Genomic DNA, 18,151 nt, shown 5'->3' with positions numbered 1-18,151 from the left:
AATAATTCTATTTACTAGTTTCAAAGATAAATGTTTTTGAACTTAAAAAACTAAGCGTTATTACTACCTAATTATTTTCATATCTCTTTGTAAGAATTAGATTCTAAATAAAAAGCTGTATATTTCCTTAAATTAATGATAAAAAGACTTGTCTTAAGGCAATCTTAAGGTAATGCTAAGTTATACAAAAGGTTTGGCTAATAGCCGACTAATAGAAAGAATTAAATTTGCAATAAAATTTTTTAGATGACATTATACAAGAAATTAGCCCCATTTTATTATCTGTCTTTCTTTTACTTATTGATAAGTTTTGTATTGAGATTAGTTTTGTTTTTTCATCCAATAACCGAAACTTCATTTAGTTTTATTGATACCATCAAAATATTTGGATTGGGATTACTGTCTGATGTTTTTGTGTTTGTTGTAGCAAGTGTTTTTTTATGGTTGTATCTTATTTTTATCTCCAACTCTAAGTATTTAAAACCATCAGGTTACATTATTTTTGGAATACTTATAGCTCTTTTTCTTTATATAGCAAGCGGAAAAAGTATCCTTAACGAGTATGGTGGAGCCTTACCACAAATAGTACTTATTTTTGTTGGTATAAAAACATTTTTATTTGGATTATTACTTTTTCTTCCTAACTATCGTGATAAAATTAGATTTTGGTTATTTGCCTTTGTCATCTTTTTGTACGTGCTTTTAATCTTGCAAAACGGAATAAGTGAATATTTTTTCTGGAATGAATTTGGTGTAAAGTATAACTTTATTGCAGTAAATTATTTGGTTTACACTAATGAGGTTATTGGTAACATAATGCAATCCTATCCTGTAATTCCTTTGTTTTCTGCTCTTTTTTTAATTGCAGGAACAGTTACTTATTTTATTGTAAAGAAAACAAGAATTTATATTGATGCTATACCTTCATTTCTTGAAAAGATAAAAATATCAGCTTTATACGTTACGCTTTTTGTTTTTTCATTATTTGCAATTCCACGTCTAGCGCTTAGTGAAAATTCTGAAAATGTATTTTCCAATGAACTTCAATCAAACGGATTGTACAAATTCTATTTAGCCTACAAAAACAGTAGTTTAGATTATTTTAAATTTTATAAAACCATTCCTAATGCCGAAGCTTATAAAATTCTGAAACAACAGTTACCTACTATATCTGGCGAAAGTACTTTACGAAAGATACAAAGTGATTCTGCAGAAAATCGTAAAAATGTAGTCTTGATAACTATCGAAAGTTATAGTGCCGAGTTTATGAAACGTTATGGTAACGAAGAGAATATGACTCCATTCTTAGATAGTCTGGCTAATAAAAGCTTAGAGTTTACTAATTTATATGCAGTTGGTAATAGAACCGTTCGCGGTCTGGAAGCAGTTACATTATGTATTCCTCCTACTGCCGGAGAAAGCGTTGTAAAAAGAGAAGACAATAAGAATAAGTTCTCGACAGGATTTGTTTTTAGAGAGAAAGGATATACTACTAAATATCTTTATGGTGGAGATGCTTATTTTGATAATATGCAGGATTTTTATTCAGGAAATGGATATGATATTGTAGATAAATCTAGTTTTACACCCGAAGAAATTACATTCTCAAATGTTTGGGGTGTTTGTGATGAAGATATGTCCAATAAAGCGATAAAGGTTATGAATGCTGAAGCAAAAACAAATAAGCCTTTCTTTAATCATATCATGACAGTAAGTAATCACCGTCCGTTTACATATCCTAATGGAAAAATTGATATTCCTGGGGATATTAAATCCCGTGATGGAGGCGTAAAATATACTGATTATGCCCTAAAAAAATTCTTTGAGATGGCTAGTAAACAGCCTTGGTTTAAGAATACTGTTTTTGTAATTGTAGCCGATCATTGTGCGTCTAGCGCTGGAAAAACAGAACTTCCACTAGATAAATATAGAATTCCGGCTTTTATTTATAGTCCTGGTTTTGTTCCTGCTCAAAAGTATAATGCGTTAATGTCGCAAATAGATATTATGCCAACCTTATTTGGTTTACTAAATTTTAGCTACGAAAGTAAGTTTTATGGCGAAGATGTTTTAAAATCAGATTATAAACCTAGAGCCTTTATCGCTACATATCAGGATATGGGATTGATAAAGGATAATGTATTAACGATACTTTCGCCAAAGCAAAAAGTAAAACAATTTCAGCTAAACTTAATTCCGAAGAAAGGTGTTGCACCAGAATATCAGATATTCTACGATGAAATTCCTTTAGCAAAAGAAAGAACCGATTTGGTTAACGAAACGATTTCGTATTATCAAACTGCTTCGGATATGTTGAAGCATAAGAAATATGAGTTTTAAAAAAAAGGTTCAAAGGTTCAAAGGTTCTGAGGTACTAAGGTACTAAGGTTTTGAAAATTTAACCGCAAAGATTGCAAAGTTTTACGCTAAGTTCGCAAAGTAAAAAGCACTAAAAAAGGCTCAAATTCAATAGAATTTGAGCCTTTGTCTTTCTTAGAACCTTAGCAACTCAGGACCTTAGTACCTTTATTAAACCTTTGTTCCTTTGAACCTTCCTTTAATCATTTTGATTTTTCATTCCGAATAAATCTCCTTGTTGAAACAATTTTAAATCATCTCTTAAAGCTTGATAATTTCTTTGAGTAACTGCTGGTGCATCTAAACCACTTAAATCAGGTTTTCCTGCATTTACCCACGCAGTGTACCAAAAACTTGCAGTTGCAGTAATAGCTTTTCTCATCTGACTTTCAACCATTCCGTTTAACTCTTTATGTAATTTCTTAGCATAATCATCAGAGAAAACAGCCGAATTGTATTTGCTTTTCACTACTTTTCCATCAGCATCAATTTTAAAAACCTGATTTTCCGGAGTTGCAGTTCTTAGTCTTTTATCAACGTCTAATAACGGCTGAACTAAACTATGTGTATCATTAATCATATCCCAAGTCGCTTTATGAACATCTTCATAATACACTGCCTGTGGAACATTTAACTTGTAATTTTTAGCAAATAATTCAGGTAATCTGCTTTCCCAAAGTGAGTGAATTCCTTTTTGGTCAGTTAATTGTCCGTCATGATTTGCAGAAGTGTGTAATGGCATGTGCGCATCACCAATATAATGACCTAAATCGGCAGCAAGAAATAAGATTTCAGCACGATTTTTATCTTTAAAAGCTTTGGTTAATTTAACCATCATTTCTTCGATATACCAAGGTAAAATCCCGTTTACGTTCAGGAATTTATCATCATATTTTTTCTTTGCTTCTTCTAAAGTTTTTGGTAAGCTATCTGCAGAACCAAAATTTTCCATATCAAAATAATGTCTTGGATTTTCATCTTTATAATTCAAGGCATATTTACGAATATCTGGTACAGAAGCTTCTTGTGTAATAAAATCGATGTGATTGTAAAAGAAAACCTGAAGTTGATTTGGCAAAGCCATAACTGCGGCTTTATTAATACGCTCGTGACCAACAATACCCCAGGATAATGTCAAAAAACCAATTGCTAATGCAAATAATGCAATTAGTCTTGGTTTCATTTTAAAGTTTTTCATTTTTATATTTATTAGGGGTGCAAAAGTATTTTATTTAAGCAGAATTCAAAAGGATATTGCTAAAGATTATGTTAATTAAAAAAAATAACCTCTTTGATAGTATCAAAAAGGTCAAAATGATGTTGAAGTTTAATAATTTAACCTAACAGATTTTTAAAACTACTAGGTTAGTATTGTGAATCAAAACACTTGATTGCCATTATTAAGAAAAATGTATAATTGCTATTAGTGCAACTGAAGCAATAAATACCCAAAGTAAAACTCCTTGCAACAAAGGCTTTACTCCTACTGTTTTTAGTACGCTTAGGTTCAATCCTGCCCCAATTAAGAATAAAGTAACCGTTAGTCCTATTTTAGCAAGAACTACCATTGAAGGGGCTATAATAGCCGTTTGTGGTACATAAGTATTTAGTAACATCGCCAGGATAAACAACCCGATAAAGTATGGGATTTTAATTCTTGTTTGTTTATTTTTAAAAAGCACCGTTGTAATAAGCGCAATCGGAATAATCCATAAAGCGCGTGCTAGTTTCACTGTTGTTGCAATTTGTAAAGCTTCTGCACCAAATCTATTGGAGGCTCCTACTACCGAGCTTGTATCGTGAATTGCAATGGCACACCATAAACCAAATTCTCTCTGTGATAGGTTTAATTCATGTCCTATATATGGAAATAAGAACAAAGCAATAGAGTTTAGTATAAAAATTACACCTAAGGCTACCGATGTTTGTTTCTCATCAGATTTTATTACTGGAGCAATTGCTGCAATAGCGCTCCCGCCACAAATAGCAGTTCCACAAGAGATTAAGTGAGATGTTTTCTTATCGATTCCAAACCATTTTCCTAAAAAAGTCCCTAGAATAATTGTACTAAAAATTGATGCAATAGTAAGAACCAATCCTTCTTTTCCAGCTGATAATGCACTAGTTGCATTCATCCCGAATCCTAATCCCACAACAGAGAATTGTAGTAAAATAGTAATTGCTTTATGACTGTAATCTAAAAACGGATTCCCTGATAAATTTGCCACCAATAAACCTAATAGTAAAGCAATTGGTGGAGATATAATTGAAGTTAGACAAAGTAAAATTAGAAAAACAAAAATGATTTGTTTTGAAATTGCACTAATTTCAAATAAATGACTCGCTGTTTGTTGTTTTGTTTTCAAGGTAAATGTATTTAATAATTACAGTACAAAGGTCTGCACTTATTACAACATTTGCCAATCGTAAAATGCAATCGTCTATAACTTTAAGTTATAGTAACTAGACATGTTTTTTATAAATAACTCTGTAAGAGCATCTGATTTTCCGTGAAGCGTTATAATGTAAAAGAATCTTTCGATGGTTAGTTTTTCTATATCCAAAACCACTAATTCATTGTTTTTTAATTCTTTATCTACAGCATGTATTGACATAAAAGCAACACATTCAGAATTTAAAAGATAGGATTTAATACTTTCAGTACTTCCTAATTGCATTTCAATTTGTAATTCTAATAACTTGATATTGAATTGTTTTAATGCGTATTCAATAACTTCAAGTGTTCCAGAACCTCTCTCGCGAGTTATAAAACGTAAATTTTGCAAATCAGCTAATAGAATCTCTTTTTTGTTAACTAAAGGATTTTTACTGCTACAAACCAAAACCAATTCATCTTTTAAAAACTCAGTATATTTAATAGATTGATTTCTGGATTGTCCTTCAACAATTCCTATTTCTATCTCTTTATTAATTAAAGCACTCTCAATTTGCTCTGTATTTCCGTTTAATAAATTGACTTTTATGTCTTGCAATTTCTGATGAAAGCGTGCTAATAAAGGCGGAATAATGTATTGAGAAATGGTTGTACTTGCTCCCAATCGCAATAATCCTTGACGTTCGTTGATAAACGTACTCATATCAAAATCGATTTCCCGATAAATTTCGAAGATGTCTTTGGTATGTTTTAAAAGAATTTCTCCAGCTTTAGTCAAAGTTATCTTGGAACCATTTCGCTCAAAAAGCTTGGTTTTGTAAGTTTCCTCTAATTCCTGAATATGTTTAGAAACAGCGGGTTGCGTAATATATAATTCGGCTGCAGCTTTGGTAAAACTCAACCTATTTGCAACAGCAGAAAATACTTTTAGCCTAAAATCCATATTTATATTTAAGGTATTATTTGCATTATAGTCATCGAATAAATTTTATTATTCTTTAAACACCAAACAACTTCATAAGAATCTGAACCGTCTGCTCCTGAAAGATTAATATAGATTTCGTTTTTATTTCCGATATATAATTTTGTAAATTCTAAATTTAGTTCATACAAGCCAGAAATTGCCTCTTTAGGAAAACTATAACTACTATTATTTGTTACAACTTTTATTGCTTTTAATTCGTTTCTTGGAATTTGACCTAGAAACCCCCAATAAAATGCATCTTTATCGATAATAAGTCCTCCACCATTATCTTTAATAATCTGATGTTTTTCTTTTTCAAATGGTTTTGACTCAATGTAAATTTGTAAAGTATCATTCTTTACACTAATTTTTTTAGAGCTCTCATTTTTAAAAGATATCTCTTTTAAATTTTCTAGATAAAAAACTCTACTTTTATGAATGTATCCATCCTCTTTTATGTCTCTGAATTTGGTAAAATCTTTAATCTTTGAATCAGGATTTATCGGATACCAAATTTTTAACCATTCGGGATTATTCCTTTCATCATCAAATGTGTTAATACAAAAAACTTGTCCTTCAATAATTTTTCCTGTTATTTTTGATTTAAGATCAGGTTTTTCTCTAACATTTACATAACCATCTTTATCATATACAATTGCAAGTTGTGCTTTTGTAATTGAACTTATAAAAAAGAGGTTTAAAATTAATAGTAATTTTATAATTTTCATATTATGTCTGCTAAATCTTCTTTTTTGAATTTATTTGACTATATTTTTTTATAATAAAATAATTTAAAAAATTATAAAAAAAGTTCAGGTCGATACTCAAAATGCATTGTGTCATAATGTTTCCAATTGCCTCCCCAAATAAAGCCGTATTTTTCAAAAATCGAAACTAGTTTCAGAGGAATTTGATTTCTATACGAAAGAGTAGCTTCTTCGTTTTTACATTTACAATCCCATTGCCAGTAATTGGAATTTTTGACATTAATATCTATAGTCATTCCATAACTATGCATACTCAATCGGTTTGTTCCTGAAATTTTTCTCCAATTAAATGTACCACCAATAACATTAATATATTTTTTAAATTCTGGATTATTATCTAATTCTGCCGAGAGTTTTTTTACTATTTTATCAATTCCATTTACAGTTGTTACTTTTATTTTTTGATTGACTAATTTTGGACACCAAATAATTTCAGTCATTTTTGATTCAACTTCTGATTTTGAATTTCCATAAATTTTCTTAAAAAATGCTTCATTTCGAATTCTTCCTGCATCTTCCTTTGGAATTAAATTCTTATTTGCTTTATTATAAACAAACTTAAATTGATCCTCAATATCTGGATTTTCCAACAATTCTTGATTCGTTTTATTTTTAAAATCATCATAAATCAAATATGATTTATCATTAAAAATAACTTTATTATCTTTATAACCAACAACTTGATTTGGGTATGCTTTAATTAATTTTTGAACATTCAATGGGATTTCCTGAGAAAAAACATTTTGAAATATAAGGACCAAAAAAAGGAATCGTTTCATTTAAAAACGTTTTAATTGTGAGGAACTAAAAGTCCATTCAGGTGTTTTCAGAGAGGTTCCAAAATCGACAGTATACCAAGGACTCAATGAACTATTATTTGGATTTTTCAATATTTGAATTTCCTGTGCTGGCATATAGCTTTGTGCTAAAAGCATAATTTTTTGATTGTTTTTAGGATTCACAGCCACATCAACTACAATAACAGCGTGACCTGGAAAGCCACCTTTTATAAAAACATCTCCAATTTTTATGTCTGAAGCATTAATTGATTTCAGTTCTTTTTCTAACGAAGCAGTTCCTGCATACATAAAAACCGTCTCTAAGTATTTCCAATAGGTTTGATAACTGTCAGATGGTTTTGCAGTTTTAACCCAACTGGTTTTGTTTCCTTTAACTGCAATTCTGTAACCTGCGGCCCATTTACTAAAATCAACTCGAAAACCATTTGTGAAATTAAAATGTATTTTATCGTACTGTTTTTGGCTATAAAAATAATCCGCTCGCAAACGCATCACGGCATCAGCACATTGATGTAAATCCTGTTTTCCAATGGGCAAATCCACAACCGCTTCATAAACATTTCGATTTGATTTTACAGTTCCATCAAAATACAAAACGTTTGAACCTGTAGGTTTTAATGGAAGATTTCGCAAAAAAGATCCAAACGAAGTTTTAGATTCCTCTTCTCGCACAAATCCCTGAGGTAGTTGAAAACGCTGCTGAATTGTGTTTCCCAAAAGATTGCTTTTAACAGTATTATTTGTCTTTGAAAATGAAAAAAAACAAAAAATTACCATCAAAATTGCTACAATAAACAAGAATTTAACTTTCATAATTTAGACTTTTAATTCATAACCACAAGATTACAAAAAGCTAGAAGGAATTCGATTATATTTCATCACAACATTCCATTGTATTTTCTAACAAACCATTCGGTTGCTAATGCAATAGAAATTAAAACAAGAAGCCAAACCCAATCAATTAAAGGAGTTTTGGCACTCACATTTTTTTGGATTGCTTTGTATTCAGGATTTTCTAAAAGAGTTTTTATTAATGCATCCGATTGATCTTGAAAAAAAGCTTTCCCATTGGTTTGCAATGCCAATTGCTGCAATTTCAGAACATCTGGGTTTACAAATTGCTTTTCGATATCAAAATCTAATATCTCAAAACGACTTGAATACGTGGTCTTTGAATTTAATTCTTTAACAGAAAAAGAATATTTCCTGGCAGAGAGTCCATCTAAGTTTACTGAGTAAGAATTATTCCCTTTTAATAAATCGTAATTTTTAGTTTGCTTAGTTTCAGTGTTCGTTACAGAAATGGTAAGATTGGCTTTTTCATCAAACTCATAGTTTTTATTAAAATACTGAGCGTTGATTTCTAGTGCATCACCCGAGTTATAAAAGCTTTCGTGATTTACAACTAATGATTTTTTAGTATTATTTGATGCTAAATATTGTATGATTTTATCAATAAAAATATCATATTTGGCAAATGACTGATTATCGATATGACTTTGCATGCGCCATTTCCAGGTATTTTCTCCTAATAGATAGGCATTTCTTTTTCCTTGATTTTCGGTAAATGCCAATAATGGAGCATTCGTTGCTACATTTCTGATTTTTGACGAAAGTAAAGTCGAAACATTTCCATTGGTAGTAATTGTTCCGAATAAATTTTGCAAAGGCGGAAAATTTTCAAATCCAATTTCTTCAGCAGCAAATAAATTAAACTGCGAATTAAATTCGGCCAAATAATCTTCTTTCTGACTGCTCATTCTAAATGAGAAAGCAGTTTGTTGCTGATTCAGAAAATTAAAATCGGTATTGTTTCCTGTTATAATAAAGGTATTAATTCCTGCCGCTTTATTGGTGTCAAAAACAGATTTGAATGAAGCTGTTGGTTGATACAAAATTAAAATATTATAATCTTGTAAAGATTTGATTTCATTTGGCTTAACCAAAACCACTTTACGTTGTGCATTAGATTCTATCGAACGTTTTAAAGCCGCAATATCTGGATGATTTATTGCTGAAACAATAGCTACAGTTGTTTTTTGATCTATAATTTCTACAGCAAAATTCTTAGTATTGTTATAGGTGTTTTTTTCTTTTTCGCTTGACGAAATGGTTGCTTTAAAAATTTGTACGCCTACTTTATCTGCAGGTAATAATACATTTAAAGTAGCAGTTTTTTTAGATGGCGAAAAAGAAATCCTCTCTTTGGCTAAAACTGTACTTCCCTGAGAAATCGATAAATCAGAATTTATATTTTTTGTTCCCGAATATTGCAAGAATACTTCAACTGGGAATTTATTTTTATAAAAAGCGTATTTGTTTACGTTGAGCTGATTAATCTTTAAATCCAAAAAAGTTGTTGTGTCTCCTACAATTACAGGATATACTTTATTGTTTGGATCAAAGCGATACACATAATCATTTCCTGTAGTCTGGTTTCCGTCGGTAATAACTACAGTTGGAAAAACCACATTCTTATTGATGCTTTTTAAATTCTTAGCAATTTCGTCTAGATTAGTCTGAGTTCCTTTAAAATCAAATTCTTCTGATTGTTTAAAGTCAGCATCAAATTGATACGATTGAATTTCGTACTTATCTTGTAAATCTTTATTCGACGCTAATTTTTTATATAATTCAAGAACTTTTTCTTTAGAGTTTAAAGCTGTTATCGAACTTGAATTATCCACTACAATTGGCAATGGAGTTTTAATGATTTCTAACGAGTTCTTTGTAATTATTGGATTTATCAATAAAACCAATATTCCAAAAATGGATAGAAAACGTAAAAAAGCCAAAAACAAATTCAGTTTTGATTTGCTTTTGGCTTTATAATAATATTGAAAAAACGACAAACCTCCTGCGATTACTAATGAAAGTACTAATAATAGAATCGTGTTTGTAGTCATAATTTTTTATTAAAAGATTTAATGATTGAAAGATTTAATGATTGAAAAAACAAAATCAGTCGTTATTACTCAAATCTTTAAATTATTGAGCAATAGTAACCTAAATCTTTACAACAAAAACCTTTGAACCTTTGTTACTCAGTCCCGAAACTTCGGGATCAGTACCTTTCTAAGTAAGCATTCCTCCACAAACATTAAGAACTTGTCCTGTAACGTAAGCACTCATATCTGAAGCTAAGAAAAGACAAGCGTTTGCAACATCTTCAGTAGTTCCTCCACGTTTCAACGGAATTCCTTCTCTCCAACCTTTTACTACATCTTCGCTTAATTTTGCAGTCATTTCTGTTTCGATAAATCCTGGTGCAATTGCATTACAACGAATATTACGAGAACCTAACTCTAACGCTACTGATTTTGTAAATCCGTTAACACCAGCTTTAGAAGCGGCATAGTTTGTTTGTCCAGCATTTCCTTTTACTCCAACAACACTACTCATGTTGATGATTGATCCAGAACGTTGTTTCAAAAATGTTTTTTGAATAGCTTTTGTCATATTAAAAACTGATTTCAAGTTAACATCAATAACTTGGTCAAAATCAGCCTCAGACATACGCATTAAAAGGTTGTCTTTAGTAATTCCTGCATTATTTATCAAGATATCTACAGTTCCAAAATCAGCCAAAACTGCATCTACAAAAGTTTGAGCTTCAGTAAAATCTGCTGCATTTGATTGATATCCTTTTGCTTTAATCCCTAGAGCGTTTAATTCTTTTTCTAAAGCCAAAGCCGATTCTACAGATGAACTGTATGTAAAAGCTACATTTGCACCGTGTTTAGCAAAAACTTCAGCAATTCCTTTTCCTATTCCGCGGCTTGCGCCAGTAATGATGGCTACTTTTCCTTCTAGTAATTTCATATTAAGGTATTCGTTTTTTATTTTTGAAATACAAATATAGATTATTTAGGCGTTTTATAAAATTTGTAATACAAAAAAGCCTCACCGAAGTGAAGCTTTTTTATAAGTTAGCTATTATATAGATTATTCCTTAATAAATTTTGTATTAGATGTTCCTTTATCTGATTTAATGCTAAGGAAATAAGTTCCCGTTTTTAGTGGAGAAACGTCTATCGTTTTAGTGTTTTTCGCATTTGGAACAGCAATAACCAATTGTCCTAAAAGATTATAAACTGCCATTGATTTAATTTCTATATTACCTTTTGCAGAAACATTCAAAATCTCTTTTGCAGGTACTGGATATACGCTTAAATAATTTGAAAATTCAAAATCCTGAATACCTAAAGTTTTAAAAGTTGATATAGCTTTATTGGTAAGTATAGGAAAATTATAATCAAAAAAGATGTTGGCTTCATTCTGAAAACTATCTCCAACAGAAAGTGTTGGTAACGTTTTTATTTTAAAAGCAATATAACCATCATTGTTAGCATTATCAAACGGTAATTGAATATTCTCAAAAATGAATTCGACTTTATTTTTATCTGAAATTTTGGTAATATAGGAATGACTTGCATTTGTAGGTATTAAAGTCGAAATATCAAATTTTGTTAAATCGATAATATCTGTTACCACCACATTTTGAGCAGGATATGTACCTGTATTTTCAAAACGAATCATGTAATGCACATACTCACCTATTAAAGAAGATGTAATTACATCACCTTCTAGACACGTTTTGTCATTTGGATCGTAAGAACCCACAACTTTTTGATTCAAAGTAAATATATTATCACTTGGTGTTTCGTCAGTATCTGTTGAACTGATTGTTGCAGTATAACTAAGGATATCATCATTGTTTACTGCAGGAGTTTCCATAGGAGAATTTACATTAAATACAATTTTAATTTCTCTAGTTTCAAAAGGCTTTAAATCAATAAAACTCCAAGAAACATTATTTACAGATTGGCTTGAAAGTGCTGAACTTGAACTTACCATATCTAAGACAGCATCATTATAAGTAAGACTCACACTTCCTGATTGGGTTGCATTTCCTTTGTTTTTATAAATGATTTTGTAACTCGCATCAAATCCTGGTCTTGCTGCTTCTATTGCTAATAAAACTATTTCTAAATCTTTGCGAACTTTATTAGGAGATAGACAGAAGTTTTGTAAAACTTGACCTGTAAAAGTAGGGTTGGTTTGTATAGATGCTGGATAAACGTTAAAATAGCTTGGATTTTCTAATAAAGGCGTAATCGTATGACTCCCTTGAGGAACTGAGATGGAATAATTCCCAGATTCATTGGTTATAAAATTCCCTTTTGTTACCCCATCGGTAATGGAAAATTTCATATTAGAAACATTGATATCTGATGCATCGCAACCATTGTTGTTTTTATCCAGTGCAATTTTACCCTGAATTGAATAAAGAGGTCCTCCAGGAATAAAAGAACAATAAGAACTCACAACACAATTAACATTCCCGTTTTTTATTAATGATTGATTTAGAGAAGATACTTTATAATCATCAGTGCAAATATATTTTAAATTTGGTGAAGGATGATATGAAAAACTTGTATATCTAGGAGTGCCATTTTTCATAAAAATAGTCTCTAGAAAAGGACTATTGTTGATTGTAAAATACCCTATTTTACCTAAATTCTCAATATTTAATGTAGTAAACTCATTGCTACCGCAAGCTAACATCTCAATTTTGTTTAGACCTGATAAATCTAATGTCTTTAATTTGTTATTTGTGCATTCTAACCATGTCAAATTTACAGATCCTTTTAAATCTAAATTTGTCAAATAATTGTTTTCACATCCTAACATTGCTAATCTTGTAAGTCCATTTAAATCTAAAGTAGTCAATCCATTGTTTCCGCAGAATAATGAATATAGATTTGTCAATCCTTTTAAATCTAATTTAACTAGTGGATTACCACCGCATGATAGATCCGATAATTTTGTTAATGAAGAGATATCTACGTTTGTTAGTTTGTTATCATTATAACCTAAATGGGTTATATTATTTAGTCCTTCTATATTTAATTTATCTAATAGATTATTACCACAAGATAATCTCTCAAGATAAACTAATCCTTTTAGATTCAGATTAACTACCTGATTATAAGATAAAAATAAGTTTTGAAGAGAAATCATATCGCTAACATCTAATTCTGTTAACTGGTTTTCTGAGCAATCTAAGTAAGATAAATTCTTAAATTTTTTAATTCCCTCTAAAGTAGAGATACTTGATTTTGTAATAATAAGACCTGTAATTTGTAAAGCTTCAGATTCCTGAATTTCACCATCACCATTTAAATCAATTTTTATATACTCACCATTAAGATTTTGAGCTATTTTGTTAGTTACATCCGCTTCAAGTAATTTGGCTTTAAAATTGGTGTCTGGAATAGTAATAGTTTGGGCATTAACAAAAGAAAAAAAAGTTAAAGCCAATAGTAATAAGTAATTTTTTATCATGTAGATTAGTTTATGGGCGCAAATATATAAAATGAAATTTTGGAACAATATCTCCTAAAAAAAGCCTCACCGAAGTGAAGCTTTTTTATATTGTTATCTGGAGTATGACTAGAAAGCTACATTCCATCTTGGTAATCTACCATTTTCATCTAAGAAATCTTGCAATATTTTCCCTTCAATGTATGTTGGGATTAATTTTACATCTGCATTAAAAGTCTCATACCAAGAAACTTCTAATCTTTCGATTCCTTCCAATTTCATTTGAGCTGGCCAAGAATATTTTCTTCCAGTTTTTGCAAATTGATGACCGTTTACGATTTTATCGTGTAATCCACCATTTTTGCTTTTTAAAGTTCCGTCGTTTTGTACAGTTCCTGTAGAAGCTACCATGATTAATTCTTTGTCATCACCATTAACAGCGTAAACAACAAAAACACCACTTCCTGATTCAGAAGCATTACAAACTTCTTCTAAGCTATCGTCTTGTGTGTAAGTAAAATTTCCTTTTACTGTAAACTTTTCTAATTCTTTATACATATTTCTTTTTTTAAGCTTCTAAGAAAGGGAGTATCTAAGTTGCTACGTTTTTAAATTATACTCCATACATTTTAAAAATGTAAAAAAGTCTCAACAGATATTGAGACTTTTTTTTGGAATTTATTATTTTGAATATTAGAGATTATCCTAATACTTCTTTTACTTTTTTACCAATTTCAGCTGGAGAATCAACTACGTGAATTCCGTTGTCTCTCATGATTTGTTTTTTAGCTTCAGCTGTATCATCAGTACCACCAACGATAGCACCTGCGTGACCCATTGTACGTCCTGCTGGAGCAGTAACTCCTGCGATGAAACCTACAACTGGTTTACGGTTACCATCAGCTTTAATCCATTTAGCAGCATCAGCTTCTAATTGTCCACCAATTTCACCAATCATTACGATACATTCAGTTTCTGGATCGTTCATTAACAACTCAACAGCTTCTTTAGTAGTAGTTCCGATAATTGGATCTCCACCAATACCAATTGCTGTAGTAATTCCTAATCCTTGTTTTACAACTTGATCAGCAGCTTCGTAAGTTAAAGTTCCTGATTTAGAAACGATACCTACAGTTCCTTTTTTGAAAACGAAACCTGGCATAATTCCAACTTTAGCTTCACCTGGAGTAATGATACCAGGACAGTTAGGTCCAATTAATCTAGCGTTTCTTTCTTTTACATAGCTATTAGCTTTAATCATATCTGCTACAGGAATTCCTTCTGTAATAGCGATGATAACTTTAATTCCAGCGTCAGCTGCTTCCATGATAGCATCAGCAGCAAATGCAGGTGGTACAAAAATGATAGTTGTATCTGCTCCAGCTTGCTCTACAGCATCTTGTACTGTATTAAAAACCGGACGATCTAAATGTGTAGTTCCTCCTTTTCCTGGAGTTACACCACCAACAACATTAGTACCGTACTCAATCATTTGAGAAGCATGGAAAGTTCCTTCGCTTCCTGTAAATCCTTGAACAATTATTTTGGAATCTTTATTAACTAAAACACTCATGATATATATTTTATGTAGTTTTTAAAATTGTGATGCAAAAGTAAGGTTTTGTAAATTATTTTAAACCTTTTTATTATCAAAATATCTTATAATAATTGACTCATTTGATAACCTCTGTATAATTTATTGTCTTTTATTTGCCAAATAGCCATAAAATGGGCTAAAAGCATTTCTTCTCTAGGATTTTCTATTGTTTTTACATAATGAGAATATCGTACAGAAACTAAATCATCTTCTTCTATAATATGACTAATTCTTACTTTAGAACGTACGTAAGCTCTGCCTAATTCGTTAGATAAATCTAATACACCATTGTAGTTCAACTGGATAGGTCCTTTTGTACTATGCCAATCAACTATTACCTCAGGATGCAGATATAATTTGAAAGTTTCACTATCAATCAATGCATCCGATTTATAAAATTTCTGAACAAATTCTTTAGCAGTCATAGTTATTTTAATTTATTAAGAATTTCAGGAATTTTCTTGATATTAGCTAATTGTTTTAGCTTTTCTCTAGATTCTTCGATTGGTGTACCAAAATAAGACTTCCCTCCTTCTACAGATTTAGTAACTCCTGTTTGTCCCATTATTACAGCTTTCTCTCCTATCGTAATACCACTTGTTGTACCAACTTGTCCCCAAATTGTTACTTCATCTTCGATAATTACACAACCAGCAATACCCGTTTGTGAAGCAATTAAGCATTTTTTACCAATAACGGTATCGTGCCCAACATGAACCTGATTATCTAGTTTAGTACCTTCTCCGATAGTTGTATCACCAGTAACTCCTTTATCAATAGTACATAATGCACCAATGCCAACATTGTCTTTTATTACTACTCTTCCACCAGAAATTAACTGGTCGAAACCATCTGGGCGTTTTTTATAATAAAAAGCATCTGCACCTAATATTGTTCCTGCATGAATCATGACATTGTCACCAATTACTGTATGATCGTAAATAGTAACATTAGGATGTATCAGACAGTTCTTTCCTATTGTAACATTGTTTCCAATAAAACAATTAGGCTGAATAACGGTTCCTTCTCCAATAGTTGCAGAAAGAGCTATAGATACATTTGTTGCCTGAAAAGGTCTAAAATGTTTAGTTAGGATATTAAAATCTCTGAAAGGATCATCAGAAATTAGTAGTGCTTTACCTTCGGGACAATCAACAACTTTATTGATTAACACAATTGTTGCTGCCGAATTTAAGGCTTTGTCGTAATATTTTGGATGGTCAACAAAAACAATGTCTCCAGGCTCGACAACATGAATTTCATTCATACCTAGGACTTGGAAGTTTTTATCACCAACAAATTCGCAATTAAGCAAATTTGCAATTTCTTGTAAAGAGTGAACTTTTTGAAATTTCATAATTTATAATTAGTTTTTAGTCTCAGTTTTAGTCCCAGTTCACAATCGATATTGATGTTAACTGGGACTAAAAACTGAAAACTAATAAAAACTACTCTTTTACACGCTCCATGTAAGAACCAGAAGCAGTATCAATTTTAATTTTATCACCTTCATTAATAAACAAAGGCACGTTTACTGTAGCCCCAGTTTCAACAGTTGCAGATTTAGTAGCATTTGTTGCTGTATTTCCTTTTACTCCTGGCTCAGCATAAGTAACTTCTAAAATCACAGAAGATGGCATATCTACAGATAAAGGTAAATCAGTTTCAGTATTTACCTGAACCATTACACTTGTTCCTTCTTTTAATAATCCAGGTGCATCCAGGATGTTTTTATTCAAAGAAATTTGCTCAAAAGATTCAGTATTCATAAAATGAAATTCATCTCCTTCAGCATATAAAAACTGGTAATTATGTGTCTCTACACGTACATCTTCAATTTTGTGTCCTGCAGAAAATGTATTATCTAATACTCTTCCTGTAGTTAAACTTCTTAATTTCGTTCTTACGAAAGCTGGACCTTTTCCTGGTTTTACGTGAAGAAATTCTACGATTTTATAAATATCGTGATTGAATTTGATACATAATCCGTTTCTAATATCTGATGTTGATGCCATTTTGTTCTTGTTTTATTTAATATTTTGTTTAATCGTTAAATCGTTTATCTGTTTTCGATGTAACGAATAAACAAATAAACGATTAAACTTTTATTTAATAATTTCCTGAGTATCCTTTCATAATACCACGTGATGAGTTTCTGATAAAATCTAAAATTTCATCTCTTTCTGGAGTTGCCTCCATTTCACCTTCGATTATGCTAAGTGCTTGGGTTGTGTTGTAATTTTTTTGGTATAAAATTCTATAAATTTCTTGAATTTCTCTAATTTTATCTGTGCTAAATCCTCTTCTTCTTAAACCTACAGAATTGATTCCTACATATGATAAAGGCTCTTTTGCCGCTTTTGTATAAGGAGGAACATCTTTTCTTACCAAAGAACCTCCAGATATCATTGCGTGATCCCCAATATGAATAAATTGGTGAATTGCAGCTAAACCACCAATTACGGCATGGTTTCCTACAACTACGTGTCCTGCCAAAGCAACACCATTTACAATAATTGCATTGTTCCCAATCTCGCAATCGTGAGCAATATGTGCATAAGCCATAATTAAGCAATTGTTACCAAGGATTGTTTGCCCTGATGCAACTGTACCACGATTAATCGTAACACACTCTCTAATTGTACAATTATCCCCTATTATAGCCAAAGAATCTTCTCCTCCAAACTTTAAATCTTGCGGTACGGCAGAAATTACCGCTCCTGGAAAAATATTACAATTTTTCCCTATTCGCGCGCCTTCCATTATGGTTACATTTGAACCAATCCAAGTACCATCACCAATAACTACATTATTGTGAATTGTTGTAAAAGGCTCAATTACAACATTTTTAGCGATTTTGGCGCCAGGATGAACATAAGCTAAAGGTTGATTCATCTGTATTTTTTATATTTTAAATTAAAATTGTCTTTTTTTGAAACAATA

General features: G+C 31.0%; 16 protein-coding genes. 1 reads left to right on the top strand and 15 read right to left on the bottom strand.

What is annotated here, in order from left to right:
• Positions 1-246 precede the first annotated feature (246 nt).
• Complete coding sequence (locus OA93_RS04840; RefSeq protein ID WP_039112012.1) at positions 247-2,340, top strand: alkaline phosphatase family protein; 2,094 nt, start codon at positions 247-249, stop codon at positions 2,338-2,340.
• Between the two features lie 217 nt (positions 2,341-2,557).
• Here OA93_RS04840 and OA93_RS04835 read toward each other — a convergent pair whose 3' ends face one another.
• The 15 genes from OA93_RS04835 to lpxA all read right to left on the bottom strand — a co-directional run bounded on the left by OA93_RS04835 (position 2,558) and on the right by lpxA (position 18,103).
• Positions 2,558-3,556, bottom strand: a complete 999-nt coding sequence (locus OA93_RS04835; protein ID WP_039112011.1) for a zinc dependent phospholipase C family protein — start codon at positions 3,554-3,556, stop codon at positions 2,558-2,560.
• 202 nt (positions 3,557-3,758) lie between these two features.
• Entirely contained in the window at positions 3,759-4,724 is a 966-nt protein-coding gene (locus OA93_RS04830; RefSeq protein WP_039112010.1) for a putative sulfate exporter family transporter, read from the bottom strand.
• A 75-nt stretch (positions 4,725-4,799) separates the two neighbouring features.
• The gene (locus tag OA93_RS04825; RefSeq protein WP_039112009.1) at positions 4,800-5,696 is read right to left on the bottom strand and encodes a LysR family transcriptional regulator; all 897 of its coding nucleotides are present in this window, start codon (positions 5,694-5,696) and stop codon (positions 4,800-4,802) included.
• An 8-nt stretch (positions 5,697-5,704) separates the two neighbouring features.
• Positions 5,705-6,445 carry an SH3 domain-containing protein gene (locus OA93_RS04820; protein WP_039112008.1) on the bottom strand — a complete coding sequence of 247 codons (741 nt, stop codon included), beginning with the start codon at positions 6,443-6,445 and terminating at the stop codon, positions 5,705-5,707.
• A 71-nt stretch (positions 6,446-6,516) separates the two neighbouring features.
• Positions 6,517-7,263 carry a M15 family metallopeptidase gene (locus OA93_RS04815; RefSeq protein WP_039112007.1) on the bottom strand — a complete coding sequence of 249 codons (747 nt, stop codon included), beginning with the start codon at positions 7,261-7,263 and terminating at the stop codon, positions 6,517-6,519.
• Positions 7,264-8,097 carry a DUF4846 domain-containing protein gene (locus OA93_RS04810; protein ID WP_039112006.1) on the bottom strand — a complete coding sequence of 278 codons (834 nt, stop codon included), beginning with the start codon at positions 8,095-8,097 and terminating at the stop codon, positions 7,264-7,266. It abuts the gene before it with no gap.
• Positions 8,098-8,162: 65 nt separating this feature from the next.
• Positions 8,163-10,190: a hypothetical protein gene (locus OA93_RS04805; RefSeq protein ID WP_039112005.1), complete on the bottom strand. Its 2,028-nt coding sequence runs from the start codon at positions 10,188-10,190 to the stop codon at positions 8,163-8,165.
• A gap of 169 nt (positions 10,191-10,359) precedes the next feature.
• Positions 10,360-11,106 carry a 3-oxoacyl-[acyl-carrier-protein] reductase gene (gene fabG / locus OA93_RS04800; protein ID WP_035624079.1) on the bottom strand — a complete coding sequence of 249 codons (747 nt, stop codon included), beginning with the start codon at positions 11,104-11,106 and terminating at the stop codon, positions 10,360-10,362.
• Between the two features lie 123 nt (positions 11,107-11,229).
• Positions 11,230-13,632, bottom strand: a complete 2,403-nt coding sequence (locus tag OA93_RS04795) for a T9SS type A sorting domain-containing protein (protein ID WP_039112004.1) — start codon at positions 13,630-13,632, stop codon at positions 11,230-11,232.
• 108 nt (positions 13,633-13,740) lie between these two features.
• On the bottom strand, positions 13,741-14,169 hold the full coding sequence (locus OA93_RS04790) for a hypothetical protein (protein WP_039112003.1): 429 nt from the start codon (positions 14,167-14,169) through the stop codon (positions 13,741-13,743).
• 142 nt (positions 14,170-14,311) lie between these two features.
• Positions 14,312-15,184 (bottom strand): succinate--CoA ligase subunit alpha, encoded by an 873-nt coding sequence (gene sucD / locus OA93_RS04785; RefSeq protein WP_035624087.1) that lies wholly within the window; start codon positions 15,182-15,184, stop codon positions 14,312-14,314.
• An 86-nt stretch (positions 15,185-15,270) separates the two neighbouring features.
• Positions 15,271-15,633: a nuclear transport factor 2 family protein gene (locus OA93_RS04780; protein ID WP_039112002.1), complete on the bottom strand. Its 363-nt coding sequence runs from the start codon at positions 15,631-15,633 to the stop codon at positions 15,271-15,273.
• A 2-nt stretch (positions 15,634-15,635) separates the two neighbouring features.
• The gene (locus OA93_RS04775; RefSeq protein WP_039112001.1) at positions 15,636-16,565 is read right to left on the bottom strand and encodes a UDP-3-O-(3-hydroxymyristoyl)glucosamine N-acyltransferase; all 930 of its coding nucleotides are present in this window, start codon (positions 16,563-16,565) and stop codon (positions 15,636-15,638) included.
• Between the two features lie 91 nt (positions 16,566-16,656).
• Positions 16,657-17,223: an elongation factor P gene (efp, locus tag OA93_RS04770; protein ID WP_039112000.1), complete on the bottom strand. Its 567-nt coding sequence runs from the start codon at positions 17,221-17,223 to the stop codon at positions 16,657-16,659.
• A 94-nt stretch (positions 17,224-17,317) separates the two neighbouring features.
• The gene (gene lpxA / locus OA93_RS04765; RefSeq protein ID WP_035624097.1) at positions 17,318-18,103 is read right to left on the bottom strand and encodes an acyl-ACP--UDP-N-acetylglucosamine O-acyltransferase; all 786 of its coding nucleotides are present in this window, start codon (positions 18,101-18,103) and stop codon (positions 17,318-17,320) included.
• Positions 18,104-18,151 lie beyond the last annotated feature (48 nt).

This window comes from Flavobacterium sp. KMS (assembly GCF_000813005.1).
Classification (GTDB): Bacteria; Bacteroidota; Bacteroidia; order Flavobacteriales; family Flavobacteriaceae; genus Flavobacterium.
The sequence above is the reverse complement of the archived record's forward strand: the minus strand, read 5'-3'. Positions and strand labels throughout refer to the sequence as shown.